The organism is Vibrio gigantis (genome assembly GCF_024347515.1).
In the GTDB taxonomy this organism is placed as follows: Bacteria; Pseudomonadota; Gammaproteobacteria; order Enterobacterales; family Vibrionaceae; genus Vibrio; species Vibrio gigantis.
Genome location: NZ_AP025493.1, coordinates 1,923,083 through 1,941,487, shown reverse-complemented (window position 1 = coordinate 1,941,487; position 18,405 = coordinate 1,923,083). Strand labels below are relative to the sequence as shown.

Sequence of the window (18,405 nt, the reverse complement as noted above, 5' to 3'; positions counted from 1 at the left end):
TCAATAGACCAAAAATTCAACAAAGTCGCAACACTTTGTTACTCATAGGAACTCGACACCGCGGCCAATAGACCAATAGACCAATAGCGGTATATAGCAACACATTGACTTTGATCGGCGTTACTTTAGACATCAGAGTTGAAATTATTATTACTAGAGATAATAATAATTTTTTGTTATTTAGACTTTGGACGCTGGGCATGATCAATCCACTTTGGCTCAATACATTTAAGACTCTGGTTGAAGTCGGACATTTCACCCAAACGGCAGAAAAGTTGTACATGACACAACCTGGGGTCAGTCAACATATCAAAAAGCTAGAACAAGCTTGTCATTGTGATCTGCTCTCTCGAGAAAATAAAAGCTTCGAGCTGACCGAACAAGGTCGCATTATGTATCGCTATGCGCTCAAACTAGAGAAAGACCAAGAAGATCTTTTTGAATCGCTCAGCTTTGATAATCCTTATTCAGGCCAGTGCCACCTATCATGTTCAGGTTCACTCTCATTACGCTTATATCCCAAGCTTCTTGAACTTCAGCAACAACACCAAGAGCTCAGCATCAACTTAGAAGCAGCTCCAAACAAAAAGATATTGAATGACCTAATCGAAGGGACTACCGATATCGGCATTGTTCGGCATTCACCGAACGACAGCTACTACCAAAGCCAAGTCATCGGCAAGGAAGCATTGTGCCTTATCGTCCACCACAGCCTTGCTGATATAGAAATTACACCGCAAGTATTGAATGACATCGGGCTGATTGCGCACCCAGATTCTGCGCACTACCTCTCTTTGTACTTCGACCTGTGTGGAGACAAAGACTTAGCGAACATCAACGTTAATGAGATACCAAGATCTGGCTACATCAATCAGCTTCACCAAATCTTGCTGCCAGTTTCAAAAGGGTTAGGTTTTACTGTATTACCGGCTGGCGCGGTTGAGCACTTCCCAGAAAGAGACAAGCTACACGTTGTGCCGCCAAAGGTAGAAGTTGAAGAAACACTGTATTTGGTTCAGAAGAGAAACCGAAAGCTGCCGCATCGATACGATACCGTGATCGATTTAATCAAACAGAATGTGAGTGGTTAGAAACGTTGATTAAATTAAAGCCTTTAACCCAGAAAAGGTTAAAGGCTTTAATATTGAAGAGCTGGTTATAAAACAGCAATTGTTACATACCTAATAAGCAAAACGGCTTATGCCAAGGGGCTTATTCCAACGAGCTTATAACCTCACTGGCTCGCTCGAAATCATAATTATCTAATGCACTCTGAATGTCTTTAAGCACAGCAGCATGTGGATACTGCACGAGTAACTCAGCCACATATTGTGTAGCATCGTTATCATAGGCTTCGAGCAGCGATAACAACTCTGAGCGTTGCTCTTGAGTTATATAATCTGAGTCCGATGTATCAGTAGTACTTGCCTCTTCTGCATCTACAGCTTCGAAGTCAACTTCGTCTACATCACGCTTGTAAACATTAGACTCATCAAAGTGGCACTCCAGCACATTCATAAGTTCCATTAAGCCAAGTTCGCTTTGTTTAAGGTCCTGTTCATTACACGCCTTATTATGGGCCTTGTGTTCTAAATCACTGAGTCGTTCAGCTAATCGTAATCCACCAATCGAAGCAGCCATACTTTTTAAAGTATGTAGATTACGCTCTAACGTTTCCCAATCGCCTTGTTCTAAGTTATCGGAAGCTTCCGAAATCGTATCTGGCGCGCCTTGGCAGAACCTATTAAGCATCTTGGCTTGCAGTCTCACATCATGATAAGTCAGTTGCTCAAATCTCGACTGAGAGAAAATAGGTGGCTCAATTGAGGCATCAGAGTTTAATCCCGCACTATCATTCGAATCATCAGTCTGTTTCGTATGTGAAGACGAGTCAGATGGCGCTCGACCTTCTACTAGCACCTCAGGAACAATGTACCTCGTAATCAAAGACATCGCTTTATCAATAACAATTGGCTTATCCAAGAAGTCGGTTACACCCGCTTCCCTCGCTCGTTGTTTCGCATCGGCAAACACATTGGCCGACATTGCAACAATCGGTACATCTGTATCGAACTCGCGAATCAAACGGGTTGCTTCAAAGCCATCCATAATCGGCATTTGAAGATCCATAAAGATTATCTCGTAGTCGTTACTTTGAGCTAATTCCAGCGCTTCCTTTCCGTTTTCAGCAAGATCCGCATTCAATTTAGAACGACTGAAAAATGCTAAGGCTAGATCTTGGTTCAGCTCATTGTCTTCAACCAATAGTACTCTTTGCCCTTTGAACTCTATCTGATAATCCAACTGCAGCTCTTGGGCTTTAAAGTCGGCTAACTCATCCCCGCTTGCTCGTGGCAATGTCAGCACAAATGAGAACTCGCTGCCCTGCCCGTAAACACTCTCCACAGTAATTTGACTACCCATCGCGTGCACTAATTTCTGGCTAATGTTAAGCCCAAGCCCCGTACCACCGAACCGACGGGTCGTTGTGCTATCCGCTTGGCTAAAGGCTTCAAACAGCTTGTGAAGATTCTCATCCGAGATGCCTATCCCGGTATCCATCACACTCACCTTCATGGTCAGGCTGTTATCGCTAGACTCGACAAGGTCCACCGTTAATGCCACGTTGCCTTTTTCCGTAAACTTAATCGCGTTACCAACAAGGTTAAGAATGACTTGGAACAACCTCAATGGGTCACCTCGCAACGGCGAGTCTAACTCAGGGTCAATAACCATCGACAAATTGAGTTGCTTCTCAGCCGCTTTCGACTCCATCAGCTCAATCACATCATTAAAGGTCGTCACGGGGTCAAACGGAATGTTATCAATAACAAGTTGCCCTGCTTCTATCTTAGAGAAATCAAGGATGTCATTGATTATGCTGAGTAACGAATGACCTGAACGATGCACTTTTTCGATATAATTTCGAGCTACAGGGTTAGATATTTCGCCAATCGCCAGATAAGACAAGCCAATAATGGCATTCATTGGTGTTCTTATCTCATGGCTCATATTGGCTAGGAACTCAGATTTAGCTTGGCTCGCCAAATCGGCTCTCTTTTTCTCTTCTTCCAATTGTTCGTTAAGGTGCTTCATCTCAGAGATATCGAATGCCCAGAACAGCGTGGCGACTTCACCATCCAACTCAAACAAATAGTAACTGACTAACGCAACAAAGCGAGTACCATCAGACTTCCTAAGTACCAACTCTCTGTTTTCAACCTTACCATTGAGGCTAAGCTCATTATGTATTGCGTCACGGACATTTAAAGAGTCGTGAATAGAAACGACGTCGATAGAGGAGAGTACTTGGTCTTCAACCCCAAACAAGCGCTTCGCTGTGTCGTTCGCATAACGAACCTTCTCTTCAAATACGACAGCAGCGGCAATTGGGGAGCTATTTAACATGTTATAGAGCTGTTCTTGAGCCTTCTTCAGTGCATCTGTTGCATCATTGGCAATACTAATTTGCTTAGCAAGTTTTCGGTTCCAGAAAACAATAAGCAGAACGATGAGTAAAGAAAAAGCGGAGATGGTATAAACCAATTCGTAATCGACTCTCTCTATCGCTTTTGGTGCCGCCCACTTCGCTGATATCTGTTGATGCTCTTCAGCAGAAATCCCCTCAATCGCTTTATTCACAATGGAAAAAAGCAAAGGTTGAGACTTGGAGACATGTAAGGTTGGTGAGAGGAAAAAATCAAGTCGTCCGATAATCCCGATCTCTCTGTGACCAAATGAGTCAATGAGATAGTTGAGGACATCGACCGTATCGATCATGCCATCTAAGGTTTTATTATCTAATCTGTTGAGCCCGTCTTCCGTAGAATCTACCTTTACCCATTCAACTTTCGGGTACTTATCTAAAATCGCGTTAGTATTTGCCGCATTCTTCAAGATACCGATTTTCCAACCATCAGCTTCTTCAAGTACCAAGCTACTAACGTCTCTTCTCGATGCAATGGCTAAACGACTCGAAAACAAGCTTTTAGCTGCTTTGACGTTATCTCCTAACGAGCGATTTTCTTGAGCAGCAGAGACCAGATCCACCTCATGATGATCAACCAAGCTTCGAGTCTCAGACCAACTTTCAACGTTTACATGGTTAATACTTAACCCTGTTTTTTGCTCAATAAGCGTTAAATAATCGTCAATCATCCCGATATACTCTCCGGTATTTGATACCGCCTCATAAGGGAGAGAGTTTGGATCGATACCTATCCTCACATCTGGGTTATCTTTGATCCATTGTCTTTCTTTTGGGCTTAAATTTAAAATCTCGCCAATTAAATTGTTTGCTTGATACACATCTGCGATATAGCGTTTGGCCGATTCACCAAACGAATCAAACTGCTCGACCGCGGGAAAATAGACGTGGTTTCGTTCTAGTGATTTAGTATCAAAATAGAAAGTCATCGAGCCAGAATTGATCGTTCCTCCCTTGGTTCGGTAATTTGCTATCTTTGTTACCGACGCAAAGTGAGAGGTGTTTTTTTTCTCGCCGTACTCATCAACTAAGTTCCCGATGTTCCAGGACTTAATAGGACGGTTACTATTATCAGCTTGAGCGGTGATCACTTGGAATGAGCTGTCTGTATCAAAAACCTCAAAAATCTCTGACAACTCTTCAAAGCGGTCATTGACGATAAAATAGGCCGATATCTGCGCGATAATACTCGCTTTCTTAAGCACTTTACTTAAGTCATTCTGGACATTGGTCTCAATAATTTGGCTTAAACCATCATCAGTTTGTTTAAGGTTTGTTATCGCTACATTAAAGCTATCCCTAAGCTCTTTACTCTTAAAATCTACATAGATGGGATACGTAACTTTGTAGTTTTCATGCAGCTCTAGCTCTGCCATTTCGATAAAGCGAGTGTTGGTGATAAACCATTTCAACACTCGCTTTTCGACCATTAACAGATCGACGTTTTGAGCCCTCAGCTGTGAGAATGCTGATTCAAGACTTTCATAATCTTCGACATGTTCGATGTCTAACTTACCGCTCAGTACTTCAATAGAGTTTTTAATTGGTGAGCTGTCGTCATACAATAGAGCACCTAATGACAGATCTTTCTGGGATTGAAGATTGAGTTTACGTCGAGCGAGGGAAACCGGAACAAACTCGACATCAAGAACGCTATCACTCAAGAAATGGGCATTCGGGTCATCAAACTGAACACCTGAAACAAAAGCAATCGAGTTATTGTTATCAATGGCTTTTCTAGCTGCGCTAGGAGGAAGAGTGACAACGTCACCTAGCTTATATCCCATATCATTGAGAGCACGTTGAAGAACATCGTGCTCTAGCCCTACTGCAGTGCTATCTGGGTACATATACGGAGGGTTACCAAAGCCGAATACGCCCTTTAATGGCACTCGATAAGGAGAACTGTCTAACCACTTTGATAGAATCTGGTTCTTATTGCCCACATCGAAGGTTTCAATCTGTTTGTTTATTAGCGTCAGCAGCTCTGATTCATCGGTTCGAACCACCATCGATGCTTCTAACCTTTTCCAATGCTCCAGAACATAATTTACCGCTAAATCATGAACACCAATCTTTTTTGCCAGATCCATGGTGGTGATGGGCTCACCTACAATGCCTTCAACATCGCCTTCCCCTAAAGCTCGTACCGCATCAATAACATTTTCAAAGTCGACTCTCTCAACAGAGCTCAATCTGACTCCTGCGCGCTCCAAGTCAATATTTTCATTAACCATGGCAATACGGCGCTTATGATTTTGATCCAAGTTAGTATCAATTTTGTTGTCGATAGGGACAATCACGGCTACCTGATAAGGAATATACGGCTCACTCGCAAGAAACCGACCACCCTCACTGGGATCAAACTGTTGAAATGGGAAAATATCGCCTCGCCCATCTAACAAGGCTTCTTTCGCCTCAACACGCGAGCCCACACTGATAAATCGAGTTTGAACACCGAATCTAGTTTCAAGATCTAATGCCCAATCTTTTATGATCCCGGAAACCTTTCCGTCATCATCAATAAAAGAGTAAGGATAATGGTCAGTAAGGGCGATAAAAGTCACGGTTGGCTTGTTGTCTAACCACTGATTTAACTGTTCTTCAGTAACTTCAGCGGCCAACGTAGTGCGAAGAGTTAGTGGCCACGCAAATAACACGATCATAAAAGGAAGGACAAAACGATTAAATACCGATGTTAAGCGATCACTCATCTTTAAATTGCTCTTTGATGCTTAATATTTGAGGTAGGTTTTCAAACAGTAAATCGACAATTCGAGGGTCAAAATGTTTACCTTTTTGCTCTTCAAACAAGGCGAGCGCTTCATCGACGCTCCACGCTTTTTTGTAGGGCCTTTCTGCTGTTAAGGCGTCAAATACATCAGCGACCGCTGCAATACGCCCGACTAAAGGGATCTCTTCGCCCGCAATCTGGTTTGGATAACCACTGCCATCCCATTTTTCATGATGATACTGCGCGACTTGAATAGCCATTCGCATCAACTTGGAGTCGCTCTGTCTTCCAAGGATCTCAACACCATACTCGACATGCTTCTGCATGATACTCCATTCATCGGCGTCCAATTTACCTGGCTTGAGTAACACACTATCTGGAATACCAATCTTGCCAATATCATGCATCGGAGCGGCATCACGTAAGGTCTCAGCATCTTCATCTGTCATACCTAAAGCTTTGGCTAAGATCTCGCAATAATGACTCATGCGCATTACATGCATACCGGTTTCATTATCTTTGAATTCAGCCGCCCTACCCAATATGTTAAGGGTTTCTAGCTTGCCCAGATTGATCTCTTGAGTTTTTTCTTTTACTTGACTGAACAACGCGCGTTGCTGGTCATAAAGAGTAATGTGAGTTTTCACACGCTGCAGCGCGATTTCAGGTGTAATTGGCTTCGTCAGGTAGTCAACAGCACCTAGAGATAGCCCTTTCACTTCGGCTTCTGGACCGATCTTAGCAGTAACGAATATGACAGGTATATGTGCCGTATTTGGCTGAGCTTTCAGCTGACGACATACCTCGTAACCATCAATGTCAGGCATCATGATATCTAGGAGAATGAGGTCTGGCTGAGGCACCATCTTGGCAATCTTAATTCCAATGGTACCGTTAATTGCTACTTTGACTTGATAGGTATCTTTGAGTATTGCTGTTAACACATCCAAGTTGCTCGGGGTGTCATCTACGACTAACACTATAGGTTTACGACTCATTGATACCTCGTATAAAAATCAAACAGTTATAACCATAGTGTAGAACGATTTTGGAAGGCAAGGCACAAAAAATGGCAAATGATTTTAAAAAGTGAAGAGCAGATCTTCGAGTGACATCAAACTATCACTTTGGATAAAACAACACGTCAATATTACGTCGATTAAGTGGTTATAAGTCAAACGGAAATCATAAATACAGCCTTGCAACTTAGGTTCCTAACCTAAAAAAGAGCTCCTCATATGGGAGCTCTTTTCGCTTGCTATAGACTGACTAACGACCTGAGTAATACATACAGATTCGAACGCCATCGAACTCGCGAATCTCAAATGGGATCTCGTAGATAGACTCCATCACTGATTTTTCAACCACTTCAGAGACCTTACCCGACTTAACCACTTTGCCTTTCTTCATCGCGACAATGTTATCTGAGTAGCATGAAGCAAAGTTGATATCATGAATCACTATCACCACCGCTTTATTGAACTCATGAGCCAAACGACGAAGCGTCTGCATGATTTCCACCGAGTGTTTGATATCTAGGTTATTCAGTGGCTCATCTAAGAACACGTAGTCCGTATCTTGTGCAACAACCATTGCTATGAATGCCATTTGACGCTGACCGCCACTAAGCTCATCAAGGTATTTATTTTGAATATCAGTAATACCTAAATGCTCTAGAGCTGTATCAACAATCTTGTTGTCCTCGTCTTTCAAGCGACCTTGAGAATGCGGGAAACGACCAAAACAGACCAATTCACGAATCGTAAATCGCATGTTGATGTTATTCGATTGTCTAAGCACAGCAAGGTGTTTCGCTAGTTCTTTGGTATCCCACTCAGCAAGCAGCTTATCACCAATAATAACTTCACCAGCATCACTCTCTGTTAAGCGGCTCGCCATTGAAAGCAGTGTACTTTTACCCGCACCATTTGGGCCAATGATAGAAGTCACTTCTCCCTTCGGGAACATGGCACTGGCATCATCAACCACGAGTGACTTGCCATACTTCTTACTTAAACCTGTTAATTTAATCACTACTTACTACCTTTACTGAATTCTGGTGCGTAACAACAAGAACATAAAATACAAACCGCCAACCAAGTTAATGATCACACTCACTGTAGTTTCAAACGACATCACTTTTTCAATAAACCATTGACCAGAAACCAATAGAACGATCGCTAACAAGCTGCTTGCTATGATAAGCACACGGTGCTGATAAGATCTGAATATCTGGCGAGCTAAGCTAACGGTGATCAAGCCAAAGAACAACACAGGGCCCACCAGAGCCGTCGATACCGCGACCATCACTGACACAATCACTAAAGTAATCTGAGTCAGTCGCTTGGTGTTTACGCCCAAGCTTGTCGCGTTATCAACACCAAGCCAAAGTACATCCAGCTTAGGAGCCAACAGCCACAGGCCAAGCAAGCTCAAACCTAATGGAATAAGGCTGAGATAAACCAGTTCTCCTTTCACGTTATTGAAGCTTGCGAACATCACATTCTGCAGCACCGCAAATTCGTTCGGATCAATCAACATCGCAAGGAAGTTCGCTAAGCTCGAGAATACGCTGCCACACACGATGCCAATCAGAAGCAATGTGAACACGTTGTTTCGCTTACTCTTAAAGTAGAAATGGAACAGAACAAACGAGAACAAGATCATCACGGTCACAGACATCGAAAAGTTTGCGATTGAATCAATCACCCAAAAACTAGCACTGCCAAACACAAACAGAAGTACCGTTTGCACCAGCATATACAAGCTGTCAAAACCTAAGATGGATGGGGTTAGAATTCGATTATTAGTGATGGTTTGAAAAACCAGTGACGATGCCGAAATCGCTACCGCCGCCAATACAATCGACAGCAATTTGGGTAGTCTCAGAGACAAAAAGAACTCGTAGTTATCCCAGGTTAGCCCTTGTCCCACAAAAACGGCCGTCATACACAAAGACGCGATAGCCAGAATCGCGATTTTTACTGAATCACGCATTCGACTTGTCTCTCATGATTAGGTAGATAAAAATCAGGCCACCGAAAATGCTGATTACCATAGAGATTGGAATCTCATAAGGGAAGATGACGATTCGCGCTAACAAGTCACAAGCCAACACCAAGATCACGCCCCAGTAGGCTGTCCAAGGCAGAATTTTCTTCATGTTATCGCCCATCATCAGCGACACAATATTCGGCACGATCAGACCAAGAAAAGGAATGACGCCAACAATCATCACCACAGAAGAAGCACAGATAGCGACAAGAGCAACACCAATGAAAACGATCTTCTGGTAATTCAAACCGATATTTTTCGCAAAGCTCTCACCAATACTCGCCGCGCTGAACTGACTTGCGAAATAGTAAGCCAACATACAAGCAGGAACTGCAAGGTACAGGATTTCATAGCTGCCCTGCAATACGCTCGCGAAGTTCGCCATGGTCCAAGCAGACATGGTTTGTACTAGGTCGTGCTTGTAAGCGATAAATGTCGTCAGCGCTGAAACCACGTTGCCATACATGATACCAATCAAGGGCACCAATACTGCATTCTTGAACTTGAGGTGTTGTAGGAAGCGAACCAATAACATGGTGCCGAATACTGCAAACGCAAAGATGAAACCTAAGTAGCTCCATTGCGCAGCATTGCCTAGCACTAAAATGCCGACTATGTAACCCAACATGGCACAGTCAATGGTGCCCATCGTTGAAGGCGCGGCAAACTTGTTCTGTACGATTTGCTGCATGATCAAACCAGAAACACTCAATCCAGCTCCCGCGAGCACGATGGCAAGCAAGCGAGGGATTCGACTCACGATATAAATAGAATTGGCGTGTTGGTTGCCGTTAAAGAAGTCACTAAAACTGATTTCAGCGACTCCTATCATCAATGACGCAACACACAACACGACAAGAAAGACAGCAGCTGCAATGGGTTTCAACATAGGAATAATACTAAAGGTAGGTCTCTTGGAGTTCGTATAAAAAGTGAAAAAGGGCTTATAAGAACATTCTTATAAGCCCGAAAATCTGGTTAGTGGTTACTATTGAATCGTACGTTCAATGTCACCCAGCATTCGGTGAATGGCTGTCACACCGCCACCCGCCAGATACCAAGCACTTGAATCAAGATAAACGATATTACCTTGCTGTGCTGCAGGTGTTGCCGCGACTAGTGGGTTATCAAATAGTTGCTGCGCGCGTCCTTCTGATTTACCAATCGCTTTCTCACGGTCAAGAACGTAAAGCACTTCAGGTTTTGCATCAGCAATATATTCAAAAGAGATTAGGTTGCCGTGTGTTCCTTTGATCGGAGCCACTGTTGCACTCTTTGATTCCACGAAACCAAAGTCATCAAAGATGATTGAGAAACGGCTGCCTTTGTTAAACATCGCGATGTTGTTACCGTTGTTCATTAGCATCATTGCTGAAGTTTCGTCAGACGCTACTTTGTCATTTACAGCCGTGATTGAACCTTGAGTCTCTTTGATGATCGCTTCAACTTCGGCCTGCTTACCAAATAGCTCACCCAATGAGCGCCAGTTCTGTTGTGCATCAGCCCAGTACTTATCTCCTTCAATAGAGAACATGATAGTCGGAGCAATTTGTGCCAACTTGTCGTAAACTTTAAGCATGCGGTTTTCAGCGATGATAACGTCAGGCTTCAACATGTAGATAGCTTCAAAATCGGGTTCGCTCAACGAGCCAGTGTTTGCTGTCGTTTCTTTGTAAGACTCTAGGTAATCAGGCATAAGGCTATGAGGTGCACCAACTGGCTTCACACCGATTTTGTCCAGCACATCCAAGCTACCAAAACCAAGAACAACGACTCGTTGTGGCACTTCATCAAACTGTGCTGTGCCCTTTACGTGTTCAATGGTCACAGTTTCCGCTTGAACGGTCATCATGAATGATGATGCAAGAACGATGGCAAGCCCGCCCACTAACTGGCGAACTGAATTGATTGTTTTCTTCATGTTTCTTCCTTTGCCATTGAGACAAACCACCACTCATGACAATGAAAGTCAGATTACTCATAGGTGAGTATGGGGCCTACACAACTGCTAAATAACGATAATTTAAAGTCTGTCATTGATTTGACAACAAACTTGTAACGCAAGTGAGAATTATTATCAATAATATTTGCAGTATTTAAGGTACACAACAACTTTGTTATTCAGAAACGTAAAAGTGATTATTCATATTTTGCGAGGCTTCGCTTTGAAGTATTGAGATAGTCAGCAACATAGAAGGGTGTAGACAGAGAGAGTGAACAGTTGGACAAAGAAAAATACGGCGAAGATGTCTGTCGGTCTTAAGCTCAAAGAGGCGTTCTATTCCTGTAAACGCAATCCATACGTATAGTTTTCATTTTCGATTTACAATGTAAAAACCCAGTATAACAGGTACTTAATTAAAGCTATTAATAACGAAAATACGAAAAATTCAAAAGACACATGGACTCGATAACTACCTATATCCAATGAGCGAATGCGCTGACAAAACATCTACCCTTAGATTGATTGAGTGATCAACACGTGATGGCTATTTATTCGACGTTATTTTAAATTTAATTAAAAATAGGGTTGTAATTTAAACAACTAGGCGTATAGTGCGCCACCTGGCTCTGATCTATAGAGCTGTTAATGCTAAAGTAAGTCCAAGTTCCACATAGACAGTTCTCGATTCCCTCGTTACACCATCTCTGCGTCAGCTTTCACCTAGATAGTCATTCAATAGCTTTTAAATTCGATCCTACTACCGCTCTATTCGTCATTTGCTTTCTTTCTAGCGAATTCAAAATAGATCGACTACTTAAATATAAATGTAATAAACACAAGGCACAGTTATGTCACGCAGAACAACACGACAAACCCATTGGTACCAACTATCACGCGAAAAAACAGTCAATAAACTAAAAGGTAATAAATGCTCAAGATTAAAATAGACTTACACAAAGAAGAAATTTCATGGGTCACCGAGATTCGACAGCTCAATAGCGATATACTCCACCGCCACATATTGCCCAAGCTACAACATCACAGTTATCTCATCGACTTTGAATTTAATGAACGAGAAAGCATCGGAACTATCGTTTCAGGCAACGGAAACACCCTAGGACATTTCACACTCCTATAGCATTTCCCAAAGGCGACAAAAAGAAACATCACCTAGTTCCAAAGATATAAAAGATGTCACCCTCAATTCGCTCTAGCAGAACAAATTAGAGTAGAAGTAAAACAGATCAGAAACCTAGCCCTTTTTGCATTTCACACGCGGCTAACGCTAGCTAGGTTATCGTGCTTCTATTGAAACCAACTTATATCGAACTCTGAATCACCAATGACTCATTATCAGTGCATTCATGGACTAATAAGTTAACGGCATCGACCTTAACTTCTGATCCAGCGTATATAAGTGTTCTGCAGCTTGCATGTGTTGAGGGTAATCACTGAATTTCTCACGATTCTCCTCATTCATCTTACATGTCTCATCCACCAGCATTAACTTCCAATACAGCTTTGTTGTATGCAGCATCGCCAGTAAAGGTTTAAACACCTCTTTCTCATAAGCTTGAATCAACTCTTCAATCAATTCGTCACGCTCGTCTTCACTTGCGATTGAACCATTGGTCGCCGACAACACCTTTTGATATTTCAGATTGAGTTGCAGCTTATCCATCACCGTTTGGTTGTCTTCCGCCAGTTCGATGAGCTTTGATTTAATGATGCTCAACCAATTCGCTTGGCTAAGAACTGCCTCATCAACACTCTGAAAATCTTCACGGATTTGACGCTCAACGTCTTTTTGAGCTTTCTTTAAAACGGCACGCACCTTTTGAAAAGGCAGCTGATATTCCTTACTTAGCTCGATAATCAGTTTATGAAAACCACCATTTGGAAGGTGTAAGTTTTCCTTAAACGTCGCCATTGCAGCTTCTTGCTGTTCGGTAAGGTGAGTCATTCTGTTTCCTATTCTTTATAACTTATGGTGCTGAGCCCGCGATCATACCACTATTAACCTCGTTTTTTCGGTAACTTGTTAGGTTACATCTAAGTACGGACTTAATTTCACTCAACCCTTTATCTTTTGGCTGGTTTTTACACTATTTGGCATTAAATGGTAAGTTTCTGTCGATGAATATTCATAAAGTATCCGTACAGGGTATATCGCCAGACAGGAGTCGTTAATTACATATGAAAGACACCAGAGAGAAATGAGAAAACACATGACCTATTCAGAATACAAAGCATCCGATTTGCATAAGTGCGTGAGCATTGGTGCAGAAACAATGGTATCAATTGCCAAATTTACTTTTAAAGCCACTACCCTTTTATTCCGATTTTTCCGTTGGCTTGCGGTGAAGACTTATAACTATGTCATGAAGTAACCGCTGTTATTATCACGACTCTTCCTTTCAAAATATTAAGCGCGCCCTCTGGGTCGCGCTTTTTTTTTGCCTGCATTTTCCGTAGTTAAGTTTCCCATAACCAAATTCTGATACTTGAAGTACGTGACCACTTTATGTCGTCAGTGGCGCTAAATGGTAAAACTGACCATCGAATAAAAACCATACTATACCTGTTCCAACGAAACAGACTTCTAACTTATACAGGTACTAAAATGAAAAAGATTGCACTTAAAATTGTAGGACTAACGGTTTTGGCTTCTGCGCTAACTGGTTGTATCGGCAGCAACGCCGTAACAGGGAAAGTGATGAAATTTAACGTTGAAGTTGTCGATAACCGCTATGCTCGTGCAGGTGTAAACTTCTTATTAGCGCCTGTGTACGGTATTACTACCGCGGCCGACTACGTAGTATTCAACTCACTTGAATTCTGGACGGGTAAGAACCCAATCAGCGGTGCACCACACGTATTTGATACAAAAACAGACACGCACTTCAAAGTAAACGATGAGCTAGATCCAAGCCTTAAAGAAGCGCCTGTCGGCCCAATTTCAAACAATCGCACCATCGAGACCGGTGAGATGATTAAGATCGACGAAAACACGGTTCAAATGGACATCGTTTATACGTCTGGTGAAACGGCGACTCTGACGGGTATCAAAGACGGTCAAAACGTTAGCTATTACATGGATGGTCAGCTTGTATCGCAAACGACTATCGCTGAATTAGAGAAGATTCAAGGCACTGAGGCGTAAGATTTGTAGCTCATAGTGAATTTGAAATTGTAAATAGAAGAAGCCCGGCAATTGCTGGGCTTCTTTGTATGTGCTCTATTGAGATTGAGACTGTGCAAGCCGAATACTCACCAAACTCGCCACCATAATCGCTAAGTAAAAACTGCCGATAATGGACTCCATAAACACGAAGAACTGAGCAATAGGCAAAGCGGGTGAAATATCACCATAGCCAACCGTGGTTAACGTGATAAAGCTAAAGTACATCGCATTGAACAAGTTCGTCAGCCAGATTTGCTCTTCTAACCCATTAAAGGCATTGGGGAAAATTTCTAAAATCAACAAATAGATAGTCGACCAAGCAAACCCTAACAACAAGTAAATACAGATTGAACCGATGATGTGATTGGGGGTCACCGTTTTTGCTTTCATCACCTGCTTTAACGCCGAGTAAATGTGCGAGAACAGGAACACAGCCAACGCTGATAACGTCACTATCGACAGGTTATAGCCTTCCAAAAACGAAAACACGCCAGACACCAACGCCGTTATCAATAACAGTCCATACCAAGAGCGATACAAGGCTCGCTCTTTATGAATCCCAACAATTGAACTCGCCAGTGTAATGATGATGAGAAATAGTATTGTTTTCTGGCCTTGAGGATAAAACTGCTGCATCACCGCACAACCAAAAAACAACACCAACAGTGCATAGAATAAGAAGTAGAAGTTATCGTCTTTAGAGACTGGCTTCATCTATTTTTCCTCTGCCTCTGCTGTTTTTTTATCAATTTCTTCTTGGTTGTTCTCTTCAAGCCCAAGCCACGCCATCATTAACTCGTAGGTCAAACTCAGTATCACAGCACCAACAAATAAACCAACGATTCCTGACATCGCCATTCCGCCCAGCGCACCCAATAAGATAACCAACATTGGAATGTGAGAGCCACGGCTAAGTAATACAGGCTTCAAGATAGCGTCACTGCCGCTCACCAAAATACACCATACTAAGAACAAGCTCGCCGCCAACGTCGATTCAACACTGAACATGTAGATGATCGCAGGTAATAGAGCAAGAATCGGTGGAAGTTGAATAATTGCAACTAGCAGCACAGCTAGCGCCCATAAGGCAGCGGCAGGCACGCCTGCAATCACCAAACCGATTGCCGACATAATTGATTGAATCACAGCAACACCAATCACACCTTGCACAACGCTGCGCACAGTCGATTTAGAGAGCTGTACCAATTCTTCACCTTTACCACCCGTTAAACGCGCCACTAAATGAGTCACACCTGTTTGGCATTTATCAGCATTACTCATGAATGCACCGGCAATGATGGTAGAGATAATGAACTGAATAAACCCACCACCTAGCGAACCAAGAACAGAAGCGGCTTTAGACGCAAACTGTTTAAGTTCGTCAGCATACTTTATGAATGTGCCTTCGATATTATTGGAGGCGGCAACCAAAGTTGAATAAACCTTCTCGCCTATGAACGGAATATCTTGTAAGGACTCTTTCGGTTTAGGCAAGGACAATGTGCCATCTTGAAGCCCCGTCATCAGGTCAGAAGCGCTAGTATAGATACCGGAAGAAAGCGCGGCCAAAGGAATAAATAAAAGAACAACACCAATAAAACTCAGCAATGCACTGGCTTTACCTTTCGACATCCCCGTTTTATTTGAAATTGCGACGGCCACTGGGTACAGCGCAGTCGCTATGATCGCGCCCCACACTACCAACAGAATGAATGGGCGTAGAATTGAAAAACACCAATAGACGAGCATGGCAATGGCTGCAATCTTAATTGCGGCATCAATCGCCTGTTTTGAAAAATCATCGGTTAACTTCATGAGACGTCCTTGTTAAGGTAAAAATTAGGGCTGATTTTGTAGAAACTTCCAATTCCTGGTTTCAAGGAAGAGTGAAGCCAAAATCATATAGACTCCAATTAACACTAATTGAAATATACGTATGAATGTGTTGCTGTCGATATCGCCTGAGCTCATCAATGTGCTTCCTACTAGTACCAATAAAGTACTGAATGCAGTGGCGAAAATCGGTGCTTTTTCTGGAACGGTATAGATCTTGGTGGCCATAAGAATGGCGATAAGTCCTATAAATAAAGAATAGAAGACAATATTGGGAACAATAGAAAGGATTGAAAAAGCAGCAATCGCCAACAAGCCTCCAATACCATTACTGATGACCAGAAACGCACTCAGTTTTACAGACTTTTCCGAAGTGATCATTAACGACAACAACGCGATAAACATCATGGTTAACAAGGCTTCAGATATCTGAAAGATAAAGAAAAAGCACACCACAGGGTAAGAGATAATCATCGCCCTAAAGGCCGCATACCAACGCTGTCTCTTTTCGATTGGCGCAGCAGCGAAACCTGAAAACTTCGATTTAGGTTCAGGAAAGAACACATGCACTAACGCAAAGATCATCACTGAAACCACACCCGATGTTGCCAAGCCAGATGCCAATAGCACCGAAACGCCCGGATTATCAATGGCCATGAATGGCAGCATCAACACGGCAATCAAGAGTATGGTGGCGAACAGGTTCCACTTTGGATCGACAAACAGGTAATAACCCCACAACATCATCAGCCCCACTAAAACCAAAAGTGGGATTGGATAATGTGTAATACCACGCGATAGCAACAAACCAAGCGCCATAGTCGCAACCACCGCCAACAACAATTCGTAGACGGTTTCTTTGTGCAGATTAGGTTTATCAATTAAGAACTTAGCAGTGAACACTGGCGCCACAAACGCAAGTGGCCAGTTTATCCATGCCGCCAAGAAAACAGCCAACGTGACCCCGACGGTATAGCGCAGGATACGTTGCTGTGTTTGTTGGTCAGGAATAGGTTTATCGGACATAAGACAATACGCTAATCAAACGAATCCATACTTTGCCTATTGCGTTGAACACAAAGTTGTCGCCGCTATAAACAATCACATCCGCTTGGCCGCCCACTCGGAGCATACCTTGCATCTCATCTCGTTCAAATTCGATGGTGATAGGAAGCATCTGTGTTTGACGCAACCAACCCGTTTGTTGGCTAGCTTGAGCAAGCTTACCCGCTTGATCGTTCTGTCCCCAATCAACACCCCAATCGATGCTACTCACTCGCCCTTTCACGATTTGTCCTGGAGCAAAATCCAACGCTACTTCAACTTCATCACCGACCGTTACGTTACCTAGGCTGTTCTCACGATAGTAAGCTTCAATCCAGATATCTTCGGTTGAAACAAAGGTCATGATTGCTTGTCCTTCTGATGCATAAAAACCTTCAGATAGGCTAAAGTTAGATACACCACCTTGTGTCGGGGCAGTAATCACGGTGCGTTCTAGGTTCAACTGGGCTTGTTCAAGCGCCAACAACGCCGCTTTTACTTGGCTATTTTCTTGGCCTTCTTTACCCATTTGCTTTTTAGCACGGTCAAGGTCAGCTTCTGCATTCACAACAGCCGCTCGAGATGTTGCTAATGCAGCTCGCGCTTTATCTGCGTCTGATTTAGACACAACACCTTTGTCGGCCATCTCTAAAACACGCTTGGCTTGCAACTTGGTGTTTTGTCTTTCAACAATCGCTGAGGTGAGTTTAGCTTGAGCTGAAGCAATACTTGCGGTTTGAGCTCCAACATTTTGACCTGCGATCTCTAAGTTTTGCTCAGCTTGTTGTACTGCAATGAGGTAATCAGACTCATCGAGAATCGCTAGCTTATCGCCTTGATTAACTAGTTGGTTAGGTTGAACCAGAATATCGAGTACTTTACCCGATACCTCAGGCTTAATCGGAACGATATAGCCTTTTACACGAGCATTATCAGTAATAGGGATGATGCGGTCTGAAATGACACTGAAGATCAACATGAACGCCACGAACAACAATAAGTAGTTTGTGACCTTTCTTACTTTGTCTTTTCCATTTTCTTGCTGACCAACTTCTTCATTGGCTTCTTGCTTATTCCCGTTGACTTCTGACATGGGACTCCCTTCTAGATAACTAACATCAATA

At 42.8% G+C, this 18,405-nt stretch carries 14 protein-coding genes; 3 read left to right on the top strand and 11 right to left on the bottom strand.

What is annotated here, in order from left to right; all coding sequences use genetic code 11:
- The first annotated feature begins 200 nt into the window (after positions 1-200).
- Positions 201-1,091, top strand: a complete 891-nt coding sequence (locus OCV56_RS24615; RefSeq protein ID WP_086712083.1) for a LysR family transcriptional regulator — start codon at positions 201-203, stop codon at positions 1,089-1,091.
- A gap of 121 nt (positions 1,092-1,212) precedes the next feature.
- Here OCV56_RS24615 and OCV56_RS24610 read toward each other — a convergent pair whose 3' ends face one another.
- The 6 genes from OCV56_RS24610 to OCV56_RS24585 all read right to left on the bottom strand — a co-directional run bounded on the left by OCV56_RS24610 (position 1,213) and on the right by OCV56_RS24585 (position 11,196).
- Positions 1,213-6,153, bottom strand: a complete 4,941-nt coding sequence (locus OCV56_RS24610; RefSeq protein ID WP_228761236.1) for an ATP-binding protein — start codon at positions 6,151-6,153, stop codon at positions 1,213-1,215.
- Positions 6,154-6,193: 40 nt separating this feature from the next.
- Positions 6,194-7,219 carry an HD-GYP domain-containing protein gene (locus tag OCV56_RS24605; RefSeq protein ID WP_086712085.1) on the bottom strand — a complete coding sequence of 342 codons (1,026 nt, stop codon included), beginning with the start codon at positions 7,217-7,219 and terminating at the stop codon, positions 6,194-6,196.
- Positions 7,220-7,490: 271 nt separating this feature from the next.
- Positions 7,491-8,255, bottom strand: a complete 765-nt coding sequence (locus OCV56_RS24600) for an iron ABC transporter ATP-binding protein (RefSeq protein WP_086712086.1) — start codon at positions 8,253-8,255, stop codon at positions 7,491-7,493.
- 12 nt (positions 8,256-8,267) lie between these two features.
- Positions 8,268-9,218 carry an iron chelate uptake ABC transporter family permease subunit gene (locus tag OCV56_RS24595; RefSeq protein WP_086712087.1) on the bottom strand — a complete coding sequence of 317 codons (951 nt, stop codon included), beginning with the start codon at positions 9,216-9,218 and terminating at the stop codon, positions 8,268-8,270.
- Complete coding sequence (locus OCV56_RS24590) at positions 9,211-10,164, bottom strand: ABC transporter permease (protein WP_086712088.1); 954 nt, start codon at positions 10,162-10,164, stop codon at positions 9,211-9,213. The genes OCV56_RS24595 and OCV56_RS24590 overlap by 8 nt, the downstream gene beginning before the upstream one ends.
- 99 nt (positions 10,165-10,263) lie before the next feature.
- A complete protein-coding gene (locus OCV56_RS24585; protein WP_086712089.1) occupies positions 10,264-11,196 on the bottom strand; it encodes a siderophore ABC transporter substrate-binding protein in 933 nt (310 codons plus the stop codon).
- A gap of 952 nt (positions 11,197-12,148) precedes the next feature.
- On the opposite strand from OCV56_RS24585, the gene OCV56_RS24580 reads away from it, so the two are divergent.
- On the top strand, positions 12,149-12,358 hold the full coding sequence (locus tag OCV56_RS24580; RefSeq protein ID WP_004731601.1) for a hypothetical protein: 210 nt from the start codon (positions 12,149-12,151) through the stop codon (positions 12,356-12,358).
- A gap of 231 nt (positions 12,359-12,589) precedes the next feature.
- Here OCV56_RS24580 and OCV56_RS24575 read toward each other — a convergent pair whose 3' ends face one another.
- On the bottom strand, positions 12,590-13,183 hold the full coding sequence (locus tag OCV56_RS24575; RefSeq protein ID WP_086712090.1) for a hypothetical protein: 594 nt from the start codon (positions 13,181-13,183) through the stop codon (positions 12,590-12,592).
- 660 nt (positions 13,184-13,843) lie between these two features.
- Between OCV56_RS24575 and OCV56_RS24570 the strand changes: the two genes are divergently transcribed.
- Complete coding sequence (locus OCV56_RS24570; protein ID WP_086712091.1) at positions 13,844-14,383, top strand: DUF3332 domain-containing protein; 540 nt, start codon at positions 13,844-13,846, stop codon at positions 14,381-14,383.
- 75 nt (positions 14,384-14,458) lie between these two features.
- Here OCV56_RS24570 and OCV56_RS24565 read toward each other — a convergent pair whose 3' ends face one another.
- From OCV56_RS24565 to OCV56_RS24550, 4 genes are read right to left on the bottom strand one after another with little or no spacing between them, the layout of a single operon-like run.
- Positions 14,459-15,118, bottom strand: a complete 660-nt coding sequence (locus tag OCV56_RS24565; protein ID WP_086712092.1) for a potassium channel family protein — start codon at positions 15,116-15,118, stop codon at positions 14,459-14,461.
- The gene (locus OCV56_RS24560; RefSeq protein WP_086712093.1) at positions 15,119-16,219 is read right to left on the bottom strand and encodes an AI-2E family transporter; all 1,101 of its coding nucleotides are present in this window, start codon (positions 16,217-16,219) and stop codon (positions 15,119-15,121) included.
- A 24-nt stretch (positions 16,220-16,243) separates the two neighbouring features.
- Positions 16,244-17,263, bottom strand: coding sequence for a DUF2955 domain-containing protein (locus OCV56_RS24555; protein WP_086712094.1), 1,020 nt, complete (start codon positions 17,261-17,263; stop codon positions 16,244-16,246).
- Positions 17,253-18,374, bottom strand: coding sequence for an HlyD family secretion protein (locus OCV56_RS24550; RefSeq protein ID WP_086712095.1), 1,122 nt, complete (start codon positions 18,372-18,374; stop codon positions 17,253-17,255). The genes OCV56_RS24555 and OCV56_RS24550 overlap by 11 nt, the downstream gene beginning before the upstream one ends.
- Positions 18,375-18,405: the final 31 nt, after the last annotated feature.

Coding starts and splice junctions, on each gene's coding strand:
- OCV56_RS24615 (WP_086712083.1), top strand. CDS start 201: ATGATCAATCCACTTTGGCTCAATACATTTAAGACTCTGGTTGAAGTC.
- OCV56_RS24610 (WP_228761236.1), bottom strand. CDS start 6,153: ATGATCGTGTTATTTGCGTGGCCACTAACTCTTCGCACTACGTTGGCC.
- OCV56_RS24605 (WP_086712085.1), bottom strand. CDS start 7,219: ATGAGTCGTAAACCTATAGTGTTAGTCGTAGATGACACCCCGAGCAAC.
- OCV56_RS24595 (WP_086712087.1), bottom strand. CDS start 9,218: ATGCGTGATTCAGTAAAAATCGCGATTCTGGCTATCGCGTCTTTGTGT.
- OCV56_RS24590 (WP_086712088.1), bottom strand. CDS start 10,164: ATGTTGAAACCCATTGCAGCTGCTGTCTTTCTTGTCGTGTTGTGTGTT.
- OCV56_RS24585 (WP_086712089.1), bottom strand. CDS start 11,196: ATGAAGAAAACAATCAATTCAGTTCGCCAGTTAGTGGGCGGGCTTGCC.
- OCV56_RS24580 (WP_004731601.1), top strand. CDS start 12,149: ATGCTCAAGATTAAAATAGACTTACACAAAGAAGAAATTTCATGGGTC.
- OCV56_RS24575 (WP_086712090.1), bottom strand. CDS start 13,183: ATGACTCACCTTACCGAACAGCAAGAAGCTGCAATGGCGACGTTTAAG.
- OCV56_RS24570 (WP_086712091.1), top strand. CDS start 13,844: ATGAAAAAGATTGCACTTAAAATTGTAGGACTAACGGTTTTGGCTTCT.
- OCV56_RS24565 (WP_086712092.1), bottom strand. CDS start 15,118: ATGAAGCCAGTCTCTAAAGACGATAACTTCTACTTCTTATTCTATGCA.
- OCV56_RS24560 (WP_086712093.1), bottom strand. CDS start 16,219: ATGAAGTTAACCGATGATTTTTCAAAACAGGCGATTGATGCCGCAATT.
- OCV56_RS24555 (WP_086712094.1), bottom strand. CDS start 17,263: ATGTCCGATAAACCTATTCCTGACCAACAAACACAGCAACGTATCCTG.
- OCV56_RS24550 (WP_086712095.1), bottom strand. CDS start 18,374: ATGTCAGAAGTCAACGGGAATAAGCAAGAAGCCAATGAAGAAGTTGGT.